The 18,353-nt window shown below is 67.4% G+C and carries 19 protein-coding genes; 10 read left to right on the top strand and 9 right to left on the bottom strand.

Features of this window, described 5'->3' with window-relative positions; translation table 11 throughout:
- Window positions 1-12: 12 nt before the first annotated feature.
- Both ACFWIX_RS11785 and ACFWIX_RS11780 read left to right on the top strand, forming a co-directional pair.
- Entirely contained in the window at window positions 13-1,023 is a 1,011-nt protein-coding gene (locus ACFWIX_RS11785) for a DMT family transporter (RefSeq protein ID WP_377216309.1), read from the top strand.
- Between the two features lie 45 nt (window positions 1,024-1,068).
- Window positions 1,069-1,341: a DUF2277 domain-containing protein gene (locus ACFWIX_RS11780; protein ID WP_377216308.1), complete on the top strand. Its 273-nt coding sequence runs from the start codon at window positions 1,069-1,071 to the stop codon at window positions 1,339-1,341.
- Window positions 1,342-1,368: 27 nt separating this feature from the next.
- Here ACFWIX_RS11780 and ACFWIX_RS11775 read toward each other — a convergent pair whose 3' ends face one another.
- The 5 genes from ACFWIX_RS11775 to ACFWIX_RS11755 all read right to left on the bottom strand — a co-directional run bounded on the left by ACFWIX_RS11775 (window position 1,369) and on the right by ACFWIX_RS11755 (window position 5,910).
- On the bottom strand, window positions 1,369-3,651 hold the full coding sequence (locus ACFWIX_RS11775; RefSeq protein ID WP_377216307.1) for a heavy metal translocating P-type ATPase: 2,283 nt from the start codon (window positions 3,649-3,651) through the stop codon (window positions 1,369-1,371).
- A 58-nt stretch (window positions 3,652-3,709) separates the two neighbouring features.
- Window positions 3,710-3,949, bottom strand: a complete 240-nt coding sequence (locus tag ACFWIX_RS11770) for a heavy-metal-associated domain-containing protein (RefSeq protein ID WP_377216306.1) — start codon at window positions 3,947-3,949, stop codon at window positions 3,710-3,712.
- Between the two features lie 55 nt (window positions 3,950-4,004).
- Window positions 4,005-4,346 (bottom strand): metal-sensitive transcriptional regulator, encoded by a 342-nt coding sequence (locus ACFWIX_RS11765; protein WP_377216305.1) that lies wholly within the window; start codon window positions 4,344-4,346, stop codon window positions 4,005-4,007.
- Window positions 4,347-4,597: 251 nt separating this feature from the next.
- Entirely contained in the window at window positions 4,598-5,122 is a 525-nt protein-coding gene (locus ACFWIX_RS11760) for a universal stress protein (RefSeq protein ID WP_377216304.1), read from the bottom strand.
- Window positions 5,123-5,166: 44 nt separating this feature from the next.
- A complete protein-coding gene (locus tag ACFWIX_RS11755) occupies window positions 5,167-5,910 on the bottom strand; it encodes a class F sortase (protein WP_377216303.1) in 744 nt (247 codons plus the stop codon).
- 243 nt (window positions 5,911-6,153) lie between these two features.
- Between ACFWIX_RS11755 and ACFWIX_RS11750 the strand changes: the two genes are divergently transcribed.
- From ACFWIX_RS11750 to ACFWIX_RS11740, 3 genes are read left to right on the top strand one after another with little or no spacing between them, the layout of a single operon-like run.
- A complete protein-coding gene (locus tag ACFWIX_RS11750) occupies window positions 6,154-6,354 on the top strand; it encodes a hypothetical protein (protein WP_377216302.1) in 201 nt (66 codons plus the stop codon).
- A 2-nt stretch (window positions 6,355-6,356) separates the two neighbouring features.
- Window positions 6,357-7,454 (top strand): WD40/YVTN/BNR-like repeat-containing protein, encoded by a 1,098-nt coding sequence (locus tag ACFWIX_RS11745; protein WP_377216301.1) that lies wholly within the window; start codon window positions 6,357-6,359, stop codon window positions 7,452-7,454.
- Window positions 7,414-7,734, top strand: a complete 321-nt coding sequence (locus tag ACFWIX_RS11740) for a MoaD/ThiS family protein (protein WP_377216300.1) — start codon at window positions 7,414-7,416, stop codon at window positions 7,732-7,734. The genes ACFWIX_RS11745 and ACFWIX_RS11740 overlap by 41 nt, the downstream gene beginning before the upstream one ends.
- 262 nt (window positions 7,735-7,996) lie before the next feature.
- Here the strand turns inward: ACFWIX_RS11740 and ACFWIX_RS11735 are convergent, their stop codons facing one another.
- From ACFWIX_RS11735 to ACFWIX_RS11725, 3 genes are all read right to left on the bottom strand, one after another.
- Entirely contained in the window at window positions 7,997-8,233 is a 237-nt protein-coding gene (locus tag ACFWIX_RS11735; protein ID WP_377216299.1) for a hypothetical protein, read from the bottom strand.
- A gap of 122 nt (window positions 8,234-8,355) precedes the next feature.
- A complete protein-coding gene (locus ACFWIX_RS11730; RefSeq protein WP_377216298.1) occupies window positions 8,356-10,050 on the bottom strand; it encodes an alpha-amylase family protein in 1,695 nt (564 codons plus the stop codon).
- Entirely contained in the window at window positions 10,047-11,021 is a 975-nt protein-coding gene (locus tag ACFWIX_RS11725) for a TIGR03885 family FMN-dependent LLM class oxidoreductase (protein ID WP_377216297.1), read from the bottom strand. The genes ACFWIX_RS11730 and ACFWIX_RS11725 overlap by 4 nt, the downstream gene beginning before the upstream one ends.
- Before the next feature lie 216 nt (window positions 11,022-11,237).
- Here ACFWIX_RS11725 and ACFWIX_RS11720 point away from each other — a divergent pair, with 216 nt between their 5' ends.
- On the top strand, window positions 11,238-11,729 hold the full coding sequence (locus tag ACFWIX_RS11720; RefSeq protein WP_377216296.1) for a hypothetical protein: 492 nt from the start codon (window positions 11,238-11,240) through the stop codon (window positions 11,727-11,729).
- A 96-nt stretch (window positions 11,730-11,825) separates the two neighbouring features.
- Window positions 11,826-12,914, top strand: coding sequence for an ATP-dependent DNA ligase (locus tag ACFWIX_RS11715; RefSeq protein WP_377216295.1), 1,089 nt, complete (start codon window positions 11,826-11,828; stop codon window positions 12,912-12,914).
- Window positions 12,915-13,057: 143 nt separating this feature from the next.
- On the opposite strand, the gene ACFWIX_RS11710 is transcribed toward ACFWIX_RS11715, so the two are convergent.
- On the bottom strand, window positions 13,058-14,377 hold the full coding sequence (locus tag ACFWIX_RS11710; RefSeq protein WP_377216294.1) for an MFS transporter: 1,320 nt from the start codon (window positions 14,375-14,377) through the stop codon (window positions 13,058-13,060).
- A gap of 232 nt (window positions 14,378-14,609) precedes the next feature.
- On the opposite strand from ACFWIX_RS11710, the gene ACFWIX_RS11705 reads away from it, so the two are divergent.
- The 3 genes from ACFWIX_RS11705 (at window position 14,610) to ACFWIX_RS11695 (ending at window position 18,343) form a co-directional block, all read left to right on the top strand.
- On the top strand, window positions 14,610-15,434 hold the full coding sequence (locus tag ACFWIX_RS11705) for an IclR family transcriptional regulator (protein WP_377216293.1): 825 nt from the start codon (window positions 14,610-14,612) through the stop codon (window positions 15,432-15,434).
- A 126-nt stretch (window positions 15,435-15,560) separates the two neighbouring features.
- Entirely contained in the window at window positions 15,561-16,442 is an 882-nt protein-coding gene (locus tag ACFWIX_RS11700; protein WP_377216292.1) for a shikimate dehydrogenase, read from the top strand.
- Window positions 16,442-18,343: a bifunctional sugar phosphate isomerase/epimerase/4-hydroxyphenylpyruvate dioxygenase family protein gene (locus ACFWIX_RS11695; RefSeq protein WP_377216291.1), complete on the top strand. Its 1,902-nt coding sequence runs from the start codon at window positions 16,442-16,444 to the stop codon at window positions 18,341-18,343. Before ACFWIX_RS11700 ends, ACFWIX_RS11695 begins: the two co-directional genes overlap by 1 nt.
- The last annotated feature ends 10 nt before the right edge of the window (window positions 18,344-18,353 follow it).

The following is an 18,353-nucleotide window of genomic DNA, read 5'->3' as shown; positions in this document are numbered from 1 at the left end:
CAGGAGGCGACGGTGCCTGCCGTAAACAACTCCACTTCCGCCCGGCTGCAGCAGGCCCGCGGCGGCTTCCTGGCGTCCGGCCTGGGCATCGCGCTGTTCTCGTCCGCCGTCTTTGGGATCTCCGGCTCCTTTGGGAAGGCGCTGCTGGAGACCGGCTGGTCCCCGGGGGCTGCTGTGACCGCCCGCCTTACGGGGGCAGCCCTGATCCTGGCGGTGCCCGCCATTCCGGCGCTGCGCGGCCGGTGGCACCAGTTGCGGGACAACTGGCTCACCATCGTGCTCTTCGGCCTGATTGGAGTGGCTGCCTGCCAGCTGTTCTATTTCAATGCCGTGGCGCGCCTCTCCGTGGGCGTGGCGCTTCTCCTGGAATACCTGGCGCCGGTCCTCATCGTCCTCTGGCTTTGGGCGGCAAGCCGGCGCCGGCCCAGCGCGCTGACCTTCGCTGGCACGCTGCTCTCCTTGGGCGGCCTGGTGCTGGTGCTGGACCTGACCGGCGCCATCCGGATCGACCTGGTGGGCGTCCTGTGGGGCATGGCCGCCGCCGTCTGCCTGGCCATCTACTTCTTCATCACGGCCAAGGAGAACGACACCCTTCCGCCGCTGGTCCTGGCCTCCGGCGGGCTCATGGTGGGCGCCGCCGTGATGTGGCTGGCCGCAGCCACCGGCCTGCTCCCCATGGCTTTCAGCACAGCCGATACCCGGCTCGGTCCATGGGTCACGCCCTGGTGGGTTTCGGTTGCCGGCCTCGTGGTCCTGGCCACGGTGCTCGCCTACGTTTCCGGAATCATGGCCGCCCGGGCCCTGGGCTCCAAGGTGGCGTCGTTCGTCTCTCTCACCGAGGTGCTGTTTGCCGTCCTCTGGGCATGGCTCCTGCTGGGTGAGCTGCCCGGTCCGATCCAGCTCCTGGGCGGCGTCCTGATTGTGGGCGGCGTGGTCCTGGTCCGCCTGGATGAACTTCGGCGGGCGGCATCCGGGCAGGCCTCACCGCTGGAGCACGCGAACGACGTCGAACCCGTTCCGTAGCGCCAGCCACTGACGCATCAGCCGGCCCGGGCCTAGCATGGGGTTATGTGCCGGAACATCCGAACTCTCCACAACTTCGAGCCGCACGCCACCTCCGAGGAGGTCCACGCCGCGGCCCTGCAATATGTCCGCAAGATCAGCGGCAGCACCAAGCCGTCCAAGGCCAACCAGGAAGCGTTCGACCATGCCGTCCATGAGATCGCGCACATCACCCAGCACCTCCTGGACGCCCTCGTCACCCAGGCGCCGCCCAAGGACCGCGACACCGAGGCCGCCAAGGCCAAGGCGCGCGCCGCGGTACGCTACGGCACGGCCTGACGCGCCGGCCGGCAGCGGCGGACGTGGCTACTTGCCGAAGCTCCGGAGCCGCAGCGAGTTGGCCACCACCAGCACCGAGCTCGCGGCCATCGCGGCACCGGCAATCATCGGGTTGAGCAGGCCCAGGGCCGCCACCGGAATGCCCACGGCGTTGTAGAAGAACGCCCAGAACAGGTTGGTCTTGATGGTGGCCAGCGTGCGCCGGGATAGCTCGATGGCCTGCGCCACCTGGGCAAGGTCGTTGCCCATCACGGTCAGGTCCGCGGCCTCGATGGCCACATCCGTTCCCGACCCCATCGCAATGCCAAGGTCCGCCTGAGCCAGCGCTGCGGCGTCGTTCACGCCGTCGCCCGCCATGGCTACGGTGGCACCGGCGGCCTGGAGCTTCCGGACGGCATCCACTTTCCCCTCGGGCAGGACGCCCGCGTAGACATCCGCCGCAGCGATTCCGACGGCGGCAGCCACCTGGGCGGCCACGGCGGCGTTGTCGCCGGTCAGCAGGATGGGCCGCAGCCCGAGCTCCCGGAGGCGGGACACTGCCTGCGCGGACCCGTCCTTAATGGAGTCCCGGAGGCTCACAATCCCGGCCACGCCACCGTCAATGGCCACCCAGATGGCGGTGGCACCGGCATCCTCGGCGTCGGCCAAAGCCCCGCGCTGCTCCTCGCTGAGTGCCACGCTGTTCTGCTCCAGCCATCCGGTGCGGCCGGCGATGACCAGCTGCCCTTCCACTGTTCCGACCACCCCGCCGCCCGGCGCGGAACTGAACTTGTCCACGGAAGGCAGGCGTCCGTCGTCGGCCGCATTCCGTGCTGCAGCCGCAATGGCGTGCGCAATGGGGTGCTCGGAAGCGGCTTCCACCGCGCCCGCCAGGCGCAGCACCCGGGCGGCATCGAGGCCCCCGAACGCGATGATGCCGTCAACGGCAAGGACGCCGGTGGTGACCGTGCCGGTCTTGTCCAGCAGGATGGTGTCCACCGTCCGGGTGTCCTCCAGGACCTGCGGGCCCTTGATCAGGATGCCCAGCTGGGCGCCGCGTCCCGTCCCCGTCAGCAGGCCGACCGGAGTGGCCAGCCCGAGGGCGCACGGGCAGGCAATGACCAAAACCGCGACGGCGGCGGTGAAGGCCGCGCGCAGCTCACCGGAGGTGATGTGCGGCCCTGCCGTGAGCAGCCATGCCGCGAATGTCACCACGGCGATGGCCAGGACCACCGGAACGAAGACGGCGCTGATCCGGTCCGCCAGCCGTGCGATGGGTGCCTTGCCCGTCTGCGCCTGGGACACCAGCCGGGCCATCTGCGCCAGCGTGGTTTCGCTGCCCACCCGGGTGGCGCGCACCAGCAGCCGGCCGGAGGTATTGATGGTGGCGCCGGTGACGCGGCTGTCCGGTCCCACTTCGACTGGGACCGATTCGCCGGTGACCAAAGAGGCATCGACGGCGGAACTGCCGTTGACGACCACGCCGTCCGTGGCGATTTTCTCGCCGGGCCGGACCACCAGGACGTCGCCCACCCGCAGGGTCTCCGCGGGCACCCGCAGCTCGGTACCGTCCCGCAGCACGGTGGCATCCTTGGCGCCCAGGTTCAGGAGAGCCTTAAGCGCATCGCCGGCCTTCTGCTTGGCATTGGCCTCCAGGTAGCGTCCCAGCAACAGGAACGTGGTGACCACGGCGGCCACCTCGAAGTAGAGGCCCCCGGTGTCCATGCCCTCCATGCCCGGGTGCTCGGTCATGCGGGGATCGGCGAGCAGTTGCCACGCCGAGAACAGGTAGGCCGCGGTCACGCCGATGGAGACCAGCGTGTCCATGGTGGAGGCAAGGTGCCGGGCGTTCACGGCGGCTGCGCGGTGGAACGGCCAGGCCGCCCATGTGACCACCGGCAGCGAGAGCGCCGCGGCGGCCCAGCCCCAGTGCGGAAACTGGAAGCCCGGGACCATCGAGATCAGGAAGACCGGCAGCGTCAGTACAGCCGCTAGGATCAGGCGCGGGCGGAGGGTGCCGGCGGCGTGGGATTCGCCGTGCGCGGTTGGTTCCGTGGGCAGGTCCCCGGCATCGATGGCCGACTCCTGAGGCACCCGGACCCGTGCCTTGTAGCCGGCGGCCGCTACGGTTGCCGTGATCTGTTCATCCGTGATGCCGGCCGGTACTGTGACGTGGGCCGATTCCAGCGGGAGGTTGACCGAGGCCGCCACACCGTCCAGCTTGCCGAGCTTCTTCTCCACCCGCGCAACGCAGGAGGCGCAGGTCATGCCCTCGATGTCGAGCTCTACCACCCGGCTGCCCGGCTGGTTGAGGAGTTCCTGGCTGCTCATGGCATCTCCTTGGGACGGTCCGGCGTCCGCCGAGGCGGTCGCCCAGTGGCGGGTTTTCCTAGGCTTCGTTGGCGACGACGAGGTAGCCGGCCTCCGCCACGGCCTCGCCGATCTCCGCCGGGGAGAGTTCCTTGGCGGAGGTGATGGTCACGGTGGACACCCCGCCGGCGTTGAGGTCCACGTCAACGCCCTGGACGCCTTCAAGGGCCTCCAGTTCTTCGGTAACGGCCGAGACGCAGTGGCCGCAGGTCATCCCGGAAACGCTGACCTCGGTGGTGGTGGGGGAGGTGGTGCTCATGGCATGCTCCTTCGCGGTGTGCCTGCGGTGGCAGGAGGGTTGGGTGGGGGAATGCTTAGCGGAGCAGGCGGCCGATGGCGTCCGCCGCTTCCTTGACTTTGGCGTCGATGGCTTCGGCGCGGGCCTCCGGGTCCGGCTCGGCAGCTGCGCCGACCACGCAGTGGCCGATGTGCTCCTCCATGAGCCCCAGGCTGACCGCATGCAGCGCCTTCGTCACAGCGGACACCTGGGTGAGGATGTCGATGCAGTACTTGTCCTCATCCACCATGCGCGCGATGCCGCGCACCTGACCCTCAATCCGCTTGAGGCGGCGGAGGTAGGCGTCCTTGTTGCCGGAATAACCGTGCTGCGGGGCTGGGCCCCCAACGCCGGCCAGCGTCTCTTCCGTATGCTCCATAGCCACAACATATACCCCTGAGGGGTATCTACGCAAGTACCCCCAGGGGGTATGGCCTCGGGTGGCGACGCACGCACAGCTGGGCACCCAACGGCACCCGGAACGCAAAAAGCTCCGGAGTGCGTTATTGGGGGATACGCACTCCGGAGCAGCTTTGGGGCAGTTCCGGAAACCCTGGGGATCCGGCCTGCTTGGTCCAGCTTACGGGCTGGTATGGCCCGCCGCCAGCACCGCGAATAACTACTTTCGCTTTATTTTTCGCGGCGCTTTTCCGGGCTCGAGTCCCGCTCCGGGCGCGGCGGAACCACCAGGACGGGGCGGTCCTGGTGATGGCTCAGCCATGTCCCTACGGAACCGTTCAACGCCTCCGAGATGCGGTGGGCGAGGCCGCGTTCCGAGGTGCCCACAATGATCATCGACGCTCCCAGTTCTGCGGCCTGCCGGCCCAGGGCGCGGGCCGCGTCACCAGTCAGTGTGTGCAGCGACCACTGCGCCGGAGGTTCTCCTGCGCCAGCCGCCGCTGCGGTGATTGCCTCCTTCAGCCCGGCGGTCAGTGCAGCCATGTCGGCATCGTCCGCGCCGGGGTGCGGGGACAACCGGTGGGCTGAGCGCGCAGGGTCCCACTCGACGACGTAGCTTGCCTCGTCCACATAGGCGCAGGACAGCGGGACTCCCAGCCGTGCTGCCAGCGACGCCGCCGTGGCCAGCACTTCGGGATGCTGCCCGGGGACCACCCCGACCAGCAGGGGCAGGGAAGCGGACTCTTCAGCGGCCATACCTTATTGTCTGCCCGCCCATCACGGTTGAACAGGCCGCACCGTTACGCGGGGGCCGGTGAGGCTATAACCACCACGTTCTTGCCCCACAGGTCCTGCGTGTAGCAGCTGATAAGCACCAGCCGGTTGGGCACAACGTCCCAGACAGGACTGTCCTTGAGGCTGGATTTCAGGTACGTGGTGATGCTCTCCACCCGGTAGGTGATGGTCCCGGAGGCCGTGTCGACGGCGAACCGGTCACCTTTCGCGGCCTGTGAGCTGAGGTGGTTGAAGGGGGCGTCCACGCCGTCCCAGCTGTGGCCGATCACGTACGTCGTGTTGGTGGACCCCTTCCCCGGCGAACCGTACGGGCTGAGCCAGTACCCGTCCTTGGTGGGCGGCGGTTCGATGGTGGTGGCCCGGCTGTCGAGCTTCAGCGGATGCACCGGAACGTTGAAATCCGCGCCGGCGTAACGGACCCGCAACGGTGCCGCGGCGGCCGGAAGCACCGGACCAGGCGGGGGCGTGGAGGCGGGCGCGGGAGTCGCCGTCGTCCGTTGTGCCGCGGTGGGGGACGGTGCAGTAGGAGAAGGCACGACGCCGGCCGGCAACGAGGCGGGCGCCGCCGCCGCGCCGCCAGGCCCGCCGGCGCCCAGCGTCAGGCTGCTGCCGTACTGGACGAGGGGGCCGCCGAAGGTGAGGACAAGGAAGGCCAGGGCGCCGGACATCAGGATGGCAACGTCGGCGCGGTCCCACCGCCACCAGGGCACCCCGCGCGGGGCGGCATGGCGGCTGCGTTCCGTGCGCATGATGCTCCTGGTCCGCTGCGGGAAATTCGGGCAAAGGTGGTGAGATTCAGGCTAGGAACACCGCGGCGGCGCGTCCCGGGTGGGCGGTACCCGACTTTTTCCACCGTGGCTACGGGGACGGCCGCGCAGCTACGCGGAAAACGTCCGCGCCACCTGTCCGGCCATCCATAGCCGGTGGGGGGACCCTTGTCCGGTCCCGCGCCCGCGCCTAACGTGGAAACAAACGAAAGGGTGCGTGACGGCATGCAAATCTTCATGTGGTGGCTGGACCTGGACCTGGCCAGCAAGGAATGGCTGCGGGAGAACCTCCGGGCCGCGGAGATTCCGCCGCCGGTGCTGCAGGGCATCGCCCGGGCCGGAGGCCCCTCCCCGGACCAGGCGGCGGCCGTGCTCTCGGAGGCTGACTGGGACTTCATCGAGACGCAGTCGGAATTTGTTGATTAGCCGTGGCGTCAGCTGAGAGCTACCTCCTGGCGATCGGCACCAAGAAGGGCCTGTGGCTGGCCAGCAGCAGTGACCGCCGCGATTGGTCCCTGAACGGGCCGCACTTCCTGATGAACGAGATTCCCAGCATCGGAATCGACACGCGTGAAGGCCGCACCCGGATCATGGTGGGCGTCCGCAGCGAACATTGGGGACCCACCGTGGCCCATTCGGATGATCTCGGTGCCACGTGGTCCGAACCCCTGGAAGGCGCAATCAGCTTCCCGCCGGACACCGGAGCCGCGGTGGAGCGGATCTGGCAGATCCACCCGGACGCAGCGTCCCGCCCCGGTGTGGTCTGGGCGGGCGCCGAGCCCATTTCGCTCTGGAAATCCACGGACGGCGGGCAGCATTTCGAGCTCAACCGCGGCCTCTGGGACCATCCGCACCGCTCCGAGTGGGGCGCCGGGTACGGCGGTGCTGCGGCCCACTCCATCGCGGTGCAGCCGGACGGGGACACCGTGCACGTCGCCATGAGCACCGGCGGCGTTTACCGGTCTTCCGACGGCGGAGCCTCCTGGGAGCCCAGGAACCGCGGCATTTCCGCGTACTTCATGCCGGATCCCCAGCCCGAGTTCGGCCAGTGCGTCCACAAGATCGCTGCCGACGCGGCCGTCCCGGGCCGCCTCTACGCCCAGAACCACCACGGCGTCTACCGCACGGAAAACAACGGAGACACGTGGGAATCCATCGCCGACGGCCTGCCCGCGGACTTCGGCTTCGTCATGCTGGCACATCCCCGGCGGGCCGGCACGGCGTGGGTTATTCCCCTGAAGGCGGACGGCGAACGAATCCCTCCCGGGGGCGAACTAGCCGTGCACCGGACGGACGACGCCGGGGCCACCTGGCGGAGGCATGATGCGGGGCTGCCGGACCGGGAGTACAACAGCGTCCTGCGCGATGCCGCTTCAGTGGACACCGCGGAACCGGCCGGGGTCTACTTCGGGACCCGCGGCGGATCCGTTTACGCCAGCGCGGACGAAGGCGAAACCTTTGCGGAAGTGGCGTCGCACCTGCCCGATGTCCTGTGCGTCCGTGCCGCCGTGGTGGCCGGTGGCTGAGATCAGCGTGGTCCTTCCCGGCGTCCTGCAGCCACTCGCCGGCGGGCAGTCCATCCTGACTGCGCCCGCTGACGGGCCGGTGACGGTGGGAAAACTCCTGGATGCCGTGACCGGCGACTTCACAGTGCTCGGCCGCCGGTTGCGGGACGAAACCGGAGCGCTGCGGCGGTTCGTGAACATTTACGTGGACGGGGACGAGGTGCGGCGGCTGCAGGGCCTGGAAACGGAGGTCCTGCCCGGGCAGGAAATCCTGGTCATCCAGTCCGTGGCCGGCGGCTAAACGTCCGGGGCGTTACCACCGCGGCTGCGGGCAGTCCCTCCTGACTGCGCCCGCGGCCGCGACCGGCGTGCCGCCGTCGTCCGTCCGCCCGCCACCCTTCCCACGCTCTCTCACTTGATGTCGCTCCCCGGGGGACGCTCTGTCACTGACCGCCACCGGGCCGCCGCAAAGGTGAGAGAGCGTTTTGGTTTCGTGCGCATCAACTGATAGAGGGTTGGAACTTTAAGAGCGTTAACTGAGAGAGGGTCGCGAGGGGCGATGATCAGGCGACCCGCCACACGCTGCACTCGTCCGTATTGACGGCCTTCCGGAGCCCGCTCACGCGGTCCAGGATCCAGACGACACCGATGCCCGGCGCCGTCTCCTGGACGCTGCCGCGGCGCACCACCACGTCGTCGTACGACGGGCCCACGGAGAGGCGGGCCTCAATTTCGTCGCCGCGGTGCAGCTGATCCAAGGCGCGGACGCGAGTAACCTGCGGGGTCGCTTTCTTCAACATGGCGGGGCCTCCTGGCTGGAGCGGGTGCCGGCTCTTGCCTGCACTTCCAGTGTGGCCGGGCGTTATTGCGTCCCTGTTTCCCCGCGGTTAGGGGGCTGTTAGTTCTTGGCGCCCTGCAGGTTTCACGGCGCCAGCCGGTCCCCCTTGCGGTGCAGGCGGAACCACCGGTAGCCGTAGCGCCCAAGCTCCACCGTGAAGGTGCCGTCCGGTTCCACGGCGGCGTTCTCGCCGTCGAACAGGTCAAGGAGCCGGGAATTCCGGAAATCGCCGGCCGGACCAGACTCCGAGGCGACTGAACCCGTGACCTTCACAGTCTTTTCGCTGAAGTTGTGGAGCAGGACGAGGGTGCCGCCGTCGGAGGTGGAGGTGTGCGCGAAGACAGCGGGCTCAGGCTGGTCGATGATGCTGAATTCGCCCCACCCCAGTTCAGGTGATTCGCGGTAGCGGCTGATCAGGGCCGACATGAAATTGAAGAGTGACTCCGGGTCCCGCTTGGCCGCCGCGGCGTTAACGTTCTCCGGGCCGTATTCGCCCTGGACCAGCGGAGCCACAAGGTCCGAGGCCTTGGCGGTGGAGAATCCGCCGTTCTTTTCGCTGGTCCACTGCATGGGGGTGCGGACGGCGGCGCGGCCCTTCTGCCGCAGGTTCTCGCCCATGCCCAGTTCCTCGCCATAGAACAGGACCGGGGTGCCCGGGAGCGAAAACATCAGCGAGTACACCATTCGCAGCCGTTCAGCATCGCCGCCGAGCATCGGAGGCAGGCGGCGGCGCAGGCCCCGGCCGTAGATCTGCATGTTCTTCTCCGGCCCGAAGGCGTCGAAGACCTCCTGCAGTTCCCCTTCGCCAAGTTTGTCCAGCGTTAGTTCGTCATGGTTGCGCACGAACATGGCCCACTGGTTGTCCGGATGGATAGGCGGACGGCTCTTCAGCGTCTCCCCGAGGTGGCGTGCATCCTGGCGAGCCAGGGACAGGTAGATATTCTGCATGGACAAGAAATCGAACTGCATGTTCAGCTCGTTGCCCTCCGGGCCGCCGAAGTACTCCAGCTGTTCCTTGTAGGGCAGGTTCACTTCACCCAGCAGCACGGCGCTGCCGTTGCGGCGGCTCACGAAGCTCCGCAGCGCGGCAAGATAACCGTGCGGATCGAGGTTGGCCGCCTGGTCCTTTGGCTGGCCGCGGGTCTCCAGGAAAAACGGCACCGCGTCCAGTCGGAAGCCGTCCAGGCCAATTTCCAGCCAGAGCCCCATCGCCTTGGCAATCTGGTCCCGCACCTTCGGGTGGGTTACGTTCAGGTCAGGCTGGTGCTTGGCGAACATGTGCAGGTACCACTCCCCGGTGGCCTCATCCTTGGTCCACAGCGAGTTCTCCTCTCCGGGAAACACCACCTCGTCGGAGGTGTCCGGCGGAGAGTCCGGGCGCCAGACGTAGAAGTCCCGGTAAGGGTTGTCCGTTGACTTGCGGGCCTCGACGAACCAGGGGTGCTGGTCCGAGGTGTGGTTCACCACGAAGTCCGCGATTACCCTCATGCCGCGGTCCTTGGCGGCGCGGATGAACTCCACCACATCACCCAGCGTGCCCAGGCGCGGATCCACGCCGAAGAAGTCCGTCACGTCGTACCCATCGTCCCGGTCCGGGGACGGATAGAAGGGCATGAGCCAGATGCAGGTAACCCCCAGGGCGGCCAGGTAGTCCACACGCTGGGTGAGGCCGGCGAAGTCGCCGGTGCCGTCGCCGTCGTGGTCGAAGAACGTCTCCACGTCCAGGCAGTAGATGACGGCGTTCTTCCACCACAGGTCCGAGGTTTCCGCGATCCTCATGCGTAGGCTCCCGCGGTCCGCAGCTGGGGCAGGACCTGGTCCGCGAACGTGTCGATGAACGCGGCCTGCTCCTGACCCACGAAGTGCAGGTACAGCTCATCGAAGCCCAGGTCCGCGTACTCAGCGAGCCATGCGGCATGCCGGGCAGGGTCTGCCGAAACGTTGACCGATTTCCGGACCTGTTCCTCGCCCACGGTGCCGCTTACGCCGTCGAAATGCCCGGCGGTGGGCAGGTCCCACGGAACGGGCGGGGCGAAGGTGTTGGTCCGCCACTGGTCCATTGCGATGGCCGTGGCCTCTTCCTCGCTGGGCGCCCAGGACAGGTGAACCTGGAGGACGGCCTTGCCGTGGCCGCCGTTGCCCCGGTAGGCAGCCAGCATGTCCTTGAGTTTAGCGGCGGGCTGGTTCACGGTGACCAGGCCGTCCGCCCACGCTGCCCCGCGGCGTGCCGTTTCCACGCTGATGGCCGGAGCGATCAGCGGCGGCGGAGTGTCCGGGACATCCCAGATCCGGGCCTGTTCCACTGTCACCAGGCCATGGTGGGTGACTTCCTCACCGCGATGCAGCCTGCGGATGACGTCCACACATTCTTCAAGCCGCTGCTGCCGGGTTGCCTTGGGCGGCCAGGCGTCTCCGGTGACGTGCTCGTTCATGTTCTCGCCGCTGCCGGGTGCCATCCAGAACCGGTCCGGAAACATGCTGGCCAGGGTGGCCGAGGCGTGGGCGATGATGGCCGGGTGGTAGCGCTGGCCGGGCGCGGTGACCACCCCGAAGCGCAGGCCGGTGGTGGCCAGGGCGGCGCCGAGCCATGACCAGGCGAAGCCGGAGTGGCCCTGCCGCGCGGACCAGGGTTCGATGTGGTCCGAGCACATGGCGGCGTCAAAGCCGGCTTGCTCAGCGTGCTGGACGTCCTGGAGCAGGCGGCCCGGACTGATTTGTTCATGCGATGCGTGAAACCCGACAGTAACCATCGTTAACCTCTACCGTTCCCGATAGCGTTCTGTCGAGCGTTCAACAGCCCAAGGCAAGCATGCGTGCAGGTTTCCCGCAGGAAAATCCGACCCCGGAAAGGGTTTGGCAAGGATCAGCCCAAGGTTCCCTCCACGCTGGTTTCGGCTGGCTACTTTGGAATGGACAGCTGGTGCTGGACCGGCTGCGACACTTCCCCAAACCAATGGAGTCATTACATGTCAGCAATCACCAAAATGGCAGCAGCAGTCCTCGCAACCGGCCTCATGGCAGGCGCAGGCGCAGGGGCCGCGTTCGCTTCTGACGCCACCGTGGACAGCGGCTACGTGGCCGTGGAGGAAATTGTGGCTGCACCGGTCACCCTCGAAGAGGTAGAGGCGGCATTCGCGGCCTTCAAGACCGTCCAGGCCGACGCTCTCACTGCCGAGAAGCAGGCACACGCCGATTACCAGGCCGCCGAAAAGGCTGCCCTCGAGGCCACCAAGTCGGCCAAGGGCACCGCCAAGAAAGCAGCCCAGGACCAGGTCCAGGCCCTCCGCGCCACCAACCTCGAGGCGCTGAAGTCCCTGAAGGCTGCCAACCAGGTTGCCGTGGACCAGGCCAAGGCCGCCTACCAGGCACTTGCCGAGCAGTACGAGGCACAGAACGCCGTGGTTGTGGCCCCGGTTGAGGAAGCGCCGGTCACCGACCCGGCAGGCCTGCCCGCCTAATTTCCCGGAATCATCCGCGGACTGCCGCACGGAAAGGGTCCCGTCCTCTGGACGGGGCCCTTTCCCGTCTGCGCGGGACGGGCAAGAATGGGCACCATGGAACTGCCCGTGATGCCGCCCGTCCCGCCCATGCTCGCCAAGTCAGTCAGCGGGATCGGAAATATCCCGGTCGGCGCGGGCCTCAGCTACGAACCCAAGTGGGACGGTTTCCGGTCCATCATCTTCCGCGACGGGGATGACGTGGAGATCGGCAGCCGCAACGGAAAGCCCATGACCCGCTACTTCCCGGAGCTGGTAACCGCACTTAAGGAGAACCTGCCGCCTCGCTGCGTGGTGGACGGCGAAATCATCCTGGTGGGATCATCCGGGGACAGGCTCGATTTCGACGCGCTGCAGCAGCGCATCCACCCCGCGGCCAGCCGGGTGAAACTGCTCTCCGAACAGACCCCGGCCAGCTTCGTCGCCTTCGACCTGCTGGCCCTGGGGGACGACAACTTCACAGGAAGGCCTTTTTCGGAGCGCCGGGCGGCCCTTGAGAAGGCGCTCGCAGCCAGTACTGCCCCGGTGCACCTCACTGCCGCCACCACGGACCAGGACACGGCAGGGCAGTGGTTCGAGCAGTTCGAGGGGGCAGGTCTGGACGGCATCGTGGCCAAGCGGCTGGACGGCAAGTATGAGCCGGATAAGCGCGTCATGTACAAGGTCAAGCATGAACGGACCGCGGACTGCGTGGTGGCCGGGTACCGGCTGCACAAGAGCGGCCCGGACGCTATCGGATCTCTGCTGCTCGGCCTGTACAAGGAGGACGGCGGCCTGGCCAGTGTCGGGGTGATCGGCGCCTTTCCCATGGCCCGGCGCCGGGAATTGTTTGAACAGCTGCAGCCCCTGGTGACGGACTTCGAGGACCACCCGTGGGCCTGGGCCAGGCAGGAAGAAGGGGAGCGCACACCGCGGAACGCCGAGGGCAGCCGGTGGAGCGCCGGCAAGGACCTCTCCTTCGTGCCGCTGCGCCCGGACCTGGTGGTGGAGGTCCGGTACGACCATATGGAGGGTGAACGGTTCCGCCACACGGCCCAGTTCAACCGCTGGCGCCCGGACCGGGATCCTGAATCCTGCACCTACGCGCAGCTGGAGGAACCGGTGAACTTCGATTTGGCCTCGGTCCTCGAGACCGGGCGAGGGTAGCAGCGGGCCACTGTGCGTTCCAGCCCGGTTGGTGCCGCCCCAGCCGGAGGCAAGCAGAGAGAAAGCCCGCCGTTCCCGGGATTACTGCCGGGAACGGCGGGCTTTCGCAATAGCAACCGGGCGGGAGCGAACGACGCCCGGCGTTACTTGAGCCCCAGCTCCTTGGTGGGGACCTTGAAGGATTCCTTGGCGGTCGAGGCGGAGATGGCCGCAACCGTGCAGATGACGGCCGTGAAGATGCTGATCTGCACCCATCCGCCGGGCTTGATGCCGCCCATGGCCGCCACGATGGCCGGTGCGAACCCTGCCATCAGGAAGCCGAGCTGCGTGCCGATGGCCAGGCCGGAGAACCGGACCTTGGTGCTGAACATTTCCGCGTAGAAGGACGGCCATACGGCGTTGGAGGCGGCGTAGCCGCAGGAGAACATTCCAATGGCGGCCAGGAACATCAGCGGGATGCTGCCGGATTCCAGGCTGAGCAGGAACACCGGGGTGAGGACTGCACTTGCCAGTGCGCCGTAGATGAAGACGGGCTTCCGGCCGATCCGGTCCGCCAGCATGCCGAAGAGCGGCTGCGTGCCCAGTGCCACCAGGTTGGCACCCACCACCAGCCAGAGGGTGATGCTGCCGTCCACGCCGGCTACCGTCTTGGCGTAGCTGATGGCAAGGGTGCCGAACACTGTGGACACCGCGGCAATGAAGGCGCAGCAGATAACGCGCAGGACGTCCTGCCAGTGTCCGCGGAGCAGGTCTGCGACAGGAAGCTTGGAGATCTGGGCGGACTTCTGTGCTTCTTCGAAGGCCGGGGGTTCGTGCAGGGTGCGGCGGATGAAGAAGGCCACTACAACCACCAGCGCGCTGAGCCAGAACGGGATGCGCCAGCCGATGCCGAACTTGATTTCGTCCGGCAGGGCCAGGACCGGGATGAACACCAGGGCAGCGAGGATCTGGCCGCCCTGGGTACCGGTCAGGGTCCAGGAGGTGAAGAAGGCGCGGCGGTTGTCCGGAGCGTGTTCCAAGGTCATGGAGGATGCACCGGCCTGCTCGCCGGCAGCGGACAGACCCTGGCACAGGCGGGCCAGCACCAACAGCGCCGGGGCCCACCAGCCCACCGTGTTGAAGTCCGGAAGGCAGCCGATGAGGAAGGTCGAGGCGCCCATCAGCACGAGCGTGAACATGAGGACTTTTTGCCTGCCCACCCGGTCCCCAAAGTGGCCCAGGATGACGGCCCCCACGGGCCGCGCCACGTAGGCGAACCCGAACGTGGCAAAGGACATGATGGCTGCGTTGGCATCGGCGTTGGGGAAGAAGACGGTGGGGAAGATCAGTGCGGCAGCCGAACCGAAGATGAAGAAGTCGTAGTACTCGACGGCGCTGCCCAGGAAGCTGGCGACTGCGGCTTTCTTTGGGGTGCCGCCGTGGACGCCCGAGGCCTGCGCGGCCGGCGAAGTTGTCTGGCTCATGAAGTTCCTTAGTGTGACGACATTGTCGCGGGTGGATCTGGGTCCGCAGCCGCCGGTGCCTTGATGCGGGCAGGGTGCGGTGCGCGGCTGGTGTCCGGAGAAGAACCGGGACGAGTAGCCACATGGTGGGAGCTACTTGTGCGATACAGCAATGATGGCTGTGAGTCCCATCACCTGTCAAGAAATTTCTCACAATCTAGAAATAGCTCTCACATTGTGGCAATATCGAGTCATGAGTGTGAATCAAACCACAGTGGACGATGATGTCGAAGCTGCTGACAACCAGCCCGCAGGCAAGAGCCCGGGACGCGTGGACATGGTCGGCAAAGCCCTGAGCCTGCTGGTTCTCCTGGGCGACGAACCCCGCGGCGCCAGTGCGGCGGAAATTTCCCGCCAGGCGCAATTGCCCTTCAGCACCACGTACCGCCTTCTCGGCTCCCTGGCCCGCGACGGGTTCGTCGACTACGAGCCGGATGGCCGGCGCTACCACCTGGGCCTCCGCGTGTTCCAGCTGGGCCAGCGGGTCTCGAACCACCATGGATTCGCCGGTGCCGCCATGCCGGTCCTGCGCCGGGTGACCGAACAGACCGGCGAGGCCACGATCCTGAGCGTGCGCGACGGCCAGCATCACCTCACCGTGAACAAGGTGGACGGGCCGCAGATGTTTCGGGTAACCAGCGACCCCGGCCATCTGGGTTCCCTGTCCACCACCGCCGTGGGCAAGGCGCTGGTGGCGTTCGCGGAGGACGCGGAGCGGGAGGAATTGCTGGCAGAACTGCCGCTGGAGGCGCTGACCGAGAAATCCATCACCAGTCGCGAGGCCTTCCGGGCGGAGATCGAGCAGGTGCGGCGGCAGGGCTATGCGGTGATGGACGAGGAAAACGAGGCGGGCATGCGCGCGGTGGCTGTCCCGCTGCTGAACGCCCAGGGCTTCGCGTTCGCCTCCTTGGCTACGGCCGTCCCCGTTTTCCGTCTCTCCCTTGAGGAGCTGATAGCCCACGTACCGCTCCTCCAGGAGGCCGCCGCGGAACTGGCGGCCCGCTTGCCGCAGCGCTAGTGTTCGTATCCCGAACGATAGTGCGCTAAGTGAACTTTTCCTGTACCGTAATCACCATCATCGAAACCGGCCCTGCGGCACAGCCCGCACCCGGCTTCCGGTGCCGTAACCAAAGGAGCTGCGCGGATGAGTAATCAGACTGAGTCCTGCCTTGTAGGACTGGTCGGCGAGGGCGTCATGCCTTCACTCACGCCTCCCATGCACGAACGTGAGGGGGATGTGCAGGGCCTGCGCTACCTCTACCGGCCCATCGACCTCCTGGAGCTGGGCCTGCCCGGTGAGGCCGTCGGCAGCATCCTCCAGAGCGCCCGCACCCTGGGCTTCAACGGCCTGAACATCACTCACCCCTGCAAGCAGCTGGTCCTCGAACACCTTGACGAGGTCACCCCGGACGCCCGCCGGCTGGGCGCGGTTAACACAGTGCTTATCCGGCATGGCCGCTTCATCGGCCACAACACCGACTTTTCCGGCTTCGCTGCGGCGCTCGCCTCCGGACTCCCCGGCGCAGCGCTGGACCGCGTCGTCCAGCTCGGCGCCGGCGGTGCCGGGTCCGCCGTCGCCTATGCCCTTCTGACCGCCGGGGTCCGTGCCCTGGACCTCGTGGACGTTGACCCGATGCGCGCCGAAGTGCGCGCTGCCGAGCTGGGCGGTCTCTTCCCGGACAGCACCGTAACGGCGCGTACGACGTCGGAGCTGCCGCAGCTGATGCGCGCCGCCGACGGCCTGGTGCACTGCACTCCGGTGGGCATGGCCGCGCACCCGGGCGCGCCATTGGACCTGGAACTGCTGGAGCCGCGCCACTGGGTGGCGGACATCGTCTACCGGCCCATTGACACCGAGCTGGTCCGTGCCGCCCGTGGCAAGGGCTGCCAGGTGCTCGACGGCGGCCGCATGGCTGTCGGCCAGGCTGCTGACGCCTTCCGGATCTTCACCGGCCTGGAAGCGGATCCGGAGCGCATGCGCGCCCACTTCCTGGAGCTCGTGGCCGCTGAAGAGGTGGCCGCCTGATGCGCACCGGAATCGCCACGGTCTGCCTGTCCGGCACGCTGAAGGAAAAGATGCAGGCCTGCGCCATCGCCGGCTTCGACGGCATCGAAATCTTCGAACAGGACCTGGTCACCTCCCCGCTCAGCCCGGAGGACGTCCGCAAAATGGCCGCGGACCTGGGGCTGGGACTTGACCTTTACCAGCCGTTCAGGGATTTCGACGGCGTCACCCCGGACCTGCTCGAAGCCAACCTCCGCAGGGCCGCGGCAAAGTTCCGGCTCATGACCCGTCTGGGAATGGACACGGTCCTGGTTTGCTCCAACGTCGCCACAGCCACGATTGACGACGACGGCCTGCGCGCCTCCCAGCTGGCGCAGCTTGCCGGGCTTGCCGGCGACCACGGCATCAAGGTGGCGTACGAGGCCCTGGCCTGGGGCAAGTACGTGAACGACTACGAGCACGCGTACCGGCTGGTGCAGATGGTGGACCACCCCAATCTCGGAACCTGCCTGGACTCCTTCCACATCCTGTCCCGCGACTGGGACACCGCTCCGATCGAGCAGATCAACGCGGACAAGATCTTCTTCGTGCAGGTGGCCGATGCCCCCAAGCTCTCCATGGACGTCCTCTCCTGGAGCCGCCACTACCGGGTTTTCCCGGGCGAAGGGCAGTTCGAGCTGGCCAAGTTCATGGGCCACGTGGTCCGTGCCGGCTACTCCGGGCCGGTCTCGCTGGAGGTCTTCAACGACGTGTTCCGCCAGTCGGACGTGGAACGGACGGCCGTGGACGCCATGCGGTCCCTCATCTGGCTGGAGGAGCAGAGTGCCAAATGGCTCGCGGGGAACGCCGCCGGAGCCGACGGGACCGGCCGCGCTGCGCTCCGCCGTCGTTATCCCATGGAGCTGGCCACCCTGCCCAAGGTGAACGAACCCGCCGGCTTCAACTTTGCCGAGGTCAAGGCTGAGGACACCGCGCAGCTGGAGAAGCTCCTGGGCCATCTTGGCTTCCAGTTTGAGGGCCGGCACCGGACCAAGGACGTTCAGCTCTGGACCATGGGCCAGGCGCGGGTCATCATCAACGAACAGGCCGCCGGGCACGCCGAGCCGGCCATCGCGGCGCTGGGCTTCGACGTCGAATCCCCCGTGATTGCCTCAGCGCGGGCCCAGCAGCTCAAGGCCCCCGTGGTCGCCCGGAAAGTGCAGGCGGACGAGGAAGTGTTCCAGGGCATCTGCGCCCCGGACTCCACCGAAATCTTCCTGTGCCAGGGCAGCCCGGATGGCACGGCAGCATGGACCCACGAATTCGGCGAAGGCCTGGAGCATCCCCATTCCCCCACCCGGGCGGTGATCGACCACGTGAATCTCGCCCAGCCGTGGCAGCATTTCGACGAGGCCGTGCTGTTCTACACCAGCGCGCTGGCCCTGGAGCCGCTGCCGTTCGCCGAGGTGCCCAGCCCCAGCGGCCTGGTCCGGTCGCAGGTCATGCAGACCTCGGACGCGGCCGTTCGCCTGGTGCTGAACCTCGCGCCCATCCAGCAGGCACCCGCGGGGCAGGGGGACCGGCAGCCGCGCAAGGCCTACCAGGAGCACGTGGCCTTCGCCGTGGACGACCTGGTGGCCACCGCCCGTGCCGCCCGGGACCGGGGCCTCGATTTCCTGCAGATCCCGGCCAACTACTACGAGGACCTGGACGCCCGTTTCGGCCTGGACCCGGAGTTCCTCGCCACCCTGCAGGACCTGAACCTGCTCTATGACCGGGACGGAGACGGCGAGTTCCTCCACTTCTACACCGCCACCGTGGGCAGCGTGTTCTTCGAAATGGTGGAACGCCGAGGCGGCTATGACGGCTACGGCGCCCCCAACGCCCCGGTCCGACACGCCGTCCAGTACGACCACCGCCAACCCCACCAACCCAGCAGATAACCAGAGCATC

The sequence above is a fragment of the Pseudarthrobacter sp. NPDC058362 genome (assembly GCF_042723515.1).
Classification (GTDB): Bacteria; Actinomycetota; Actinomycetes; order Actinomycetales; family Micrococcaceae; genus Arthrobacter.
The sequence above is the reverse complement of the archived record's forward strand: the minus strand, read 5'-3'. Positions and strand labels throughout refer to the sequence as shown.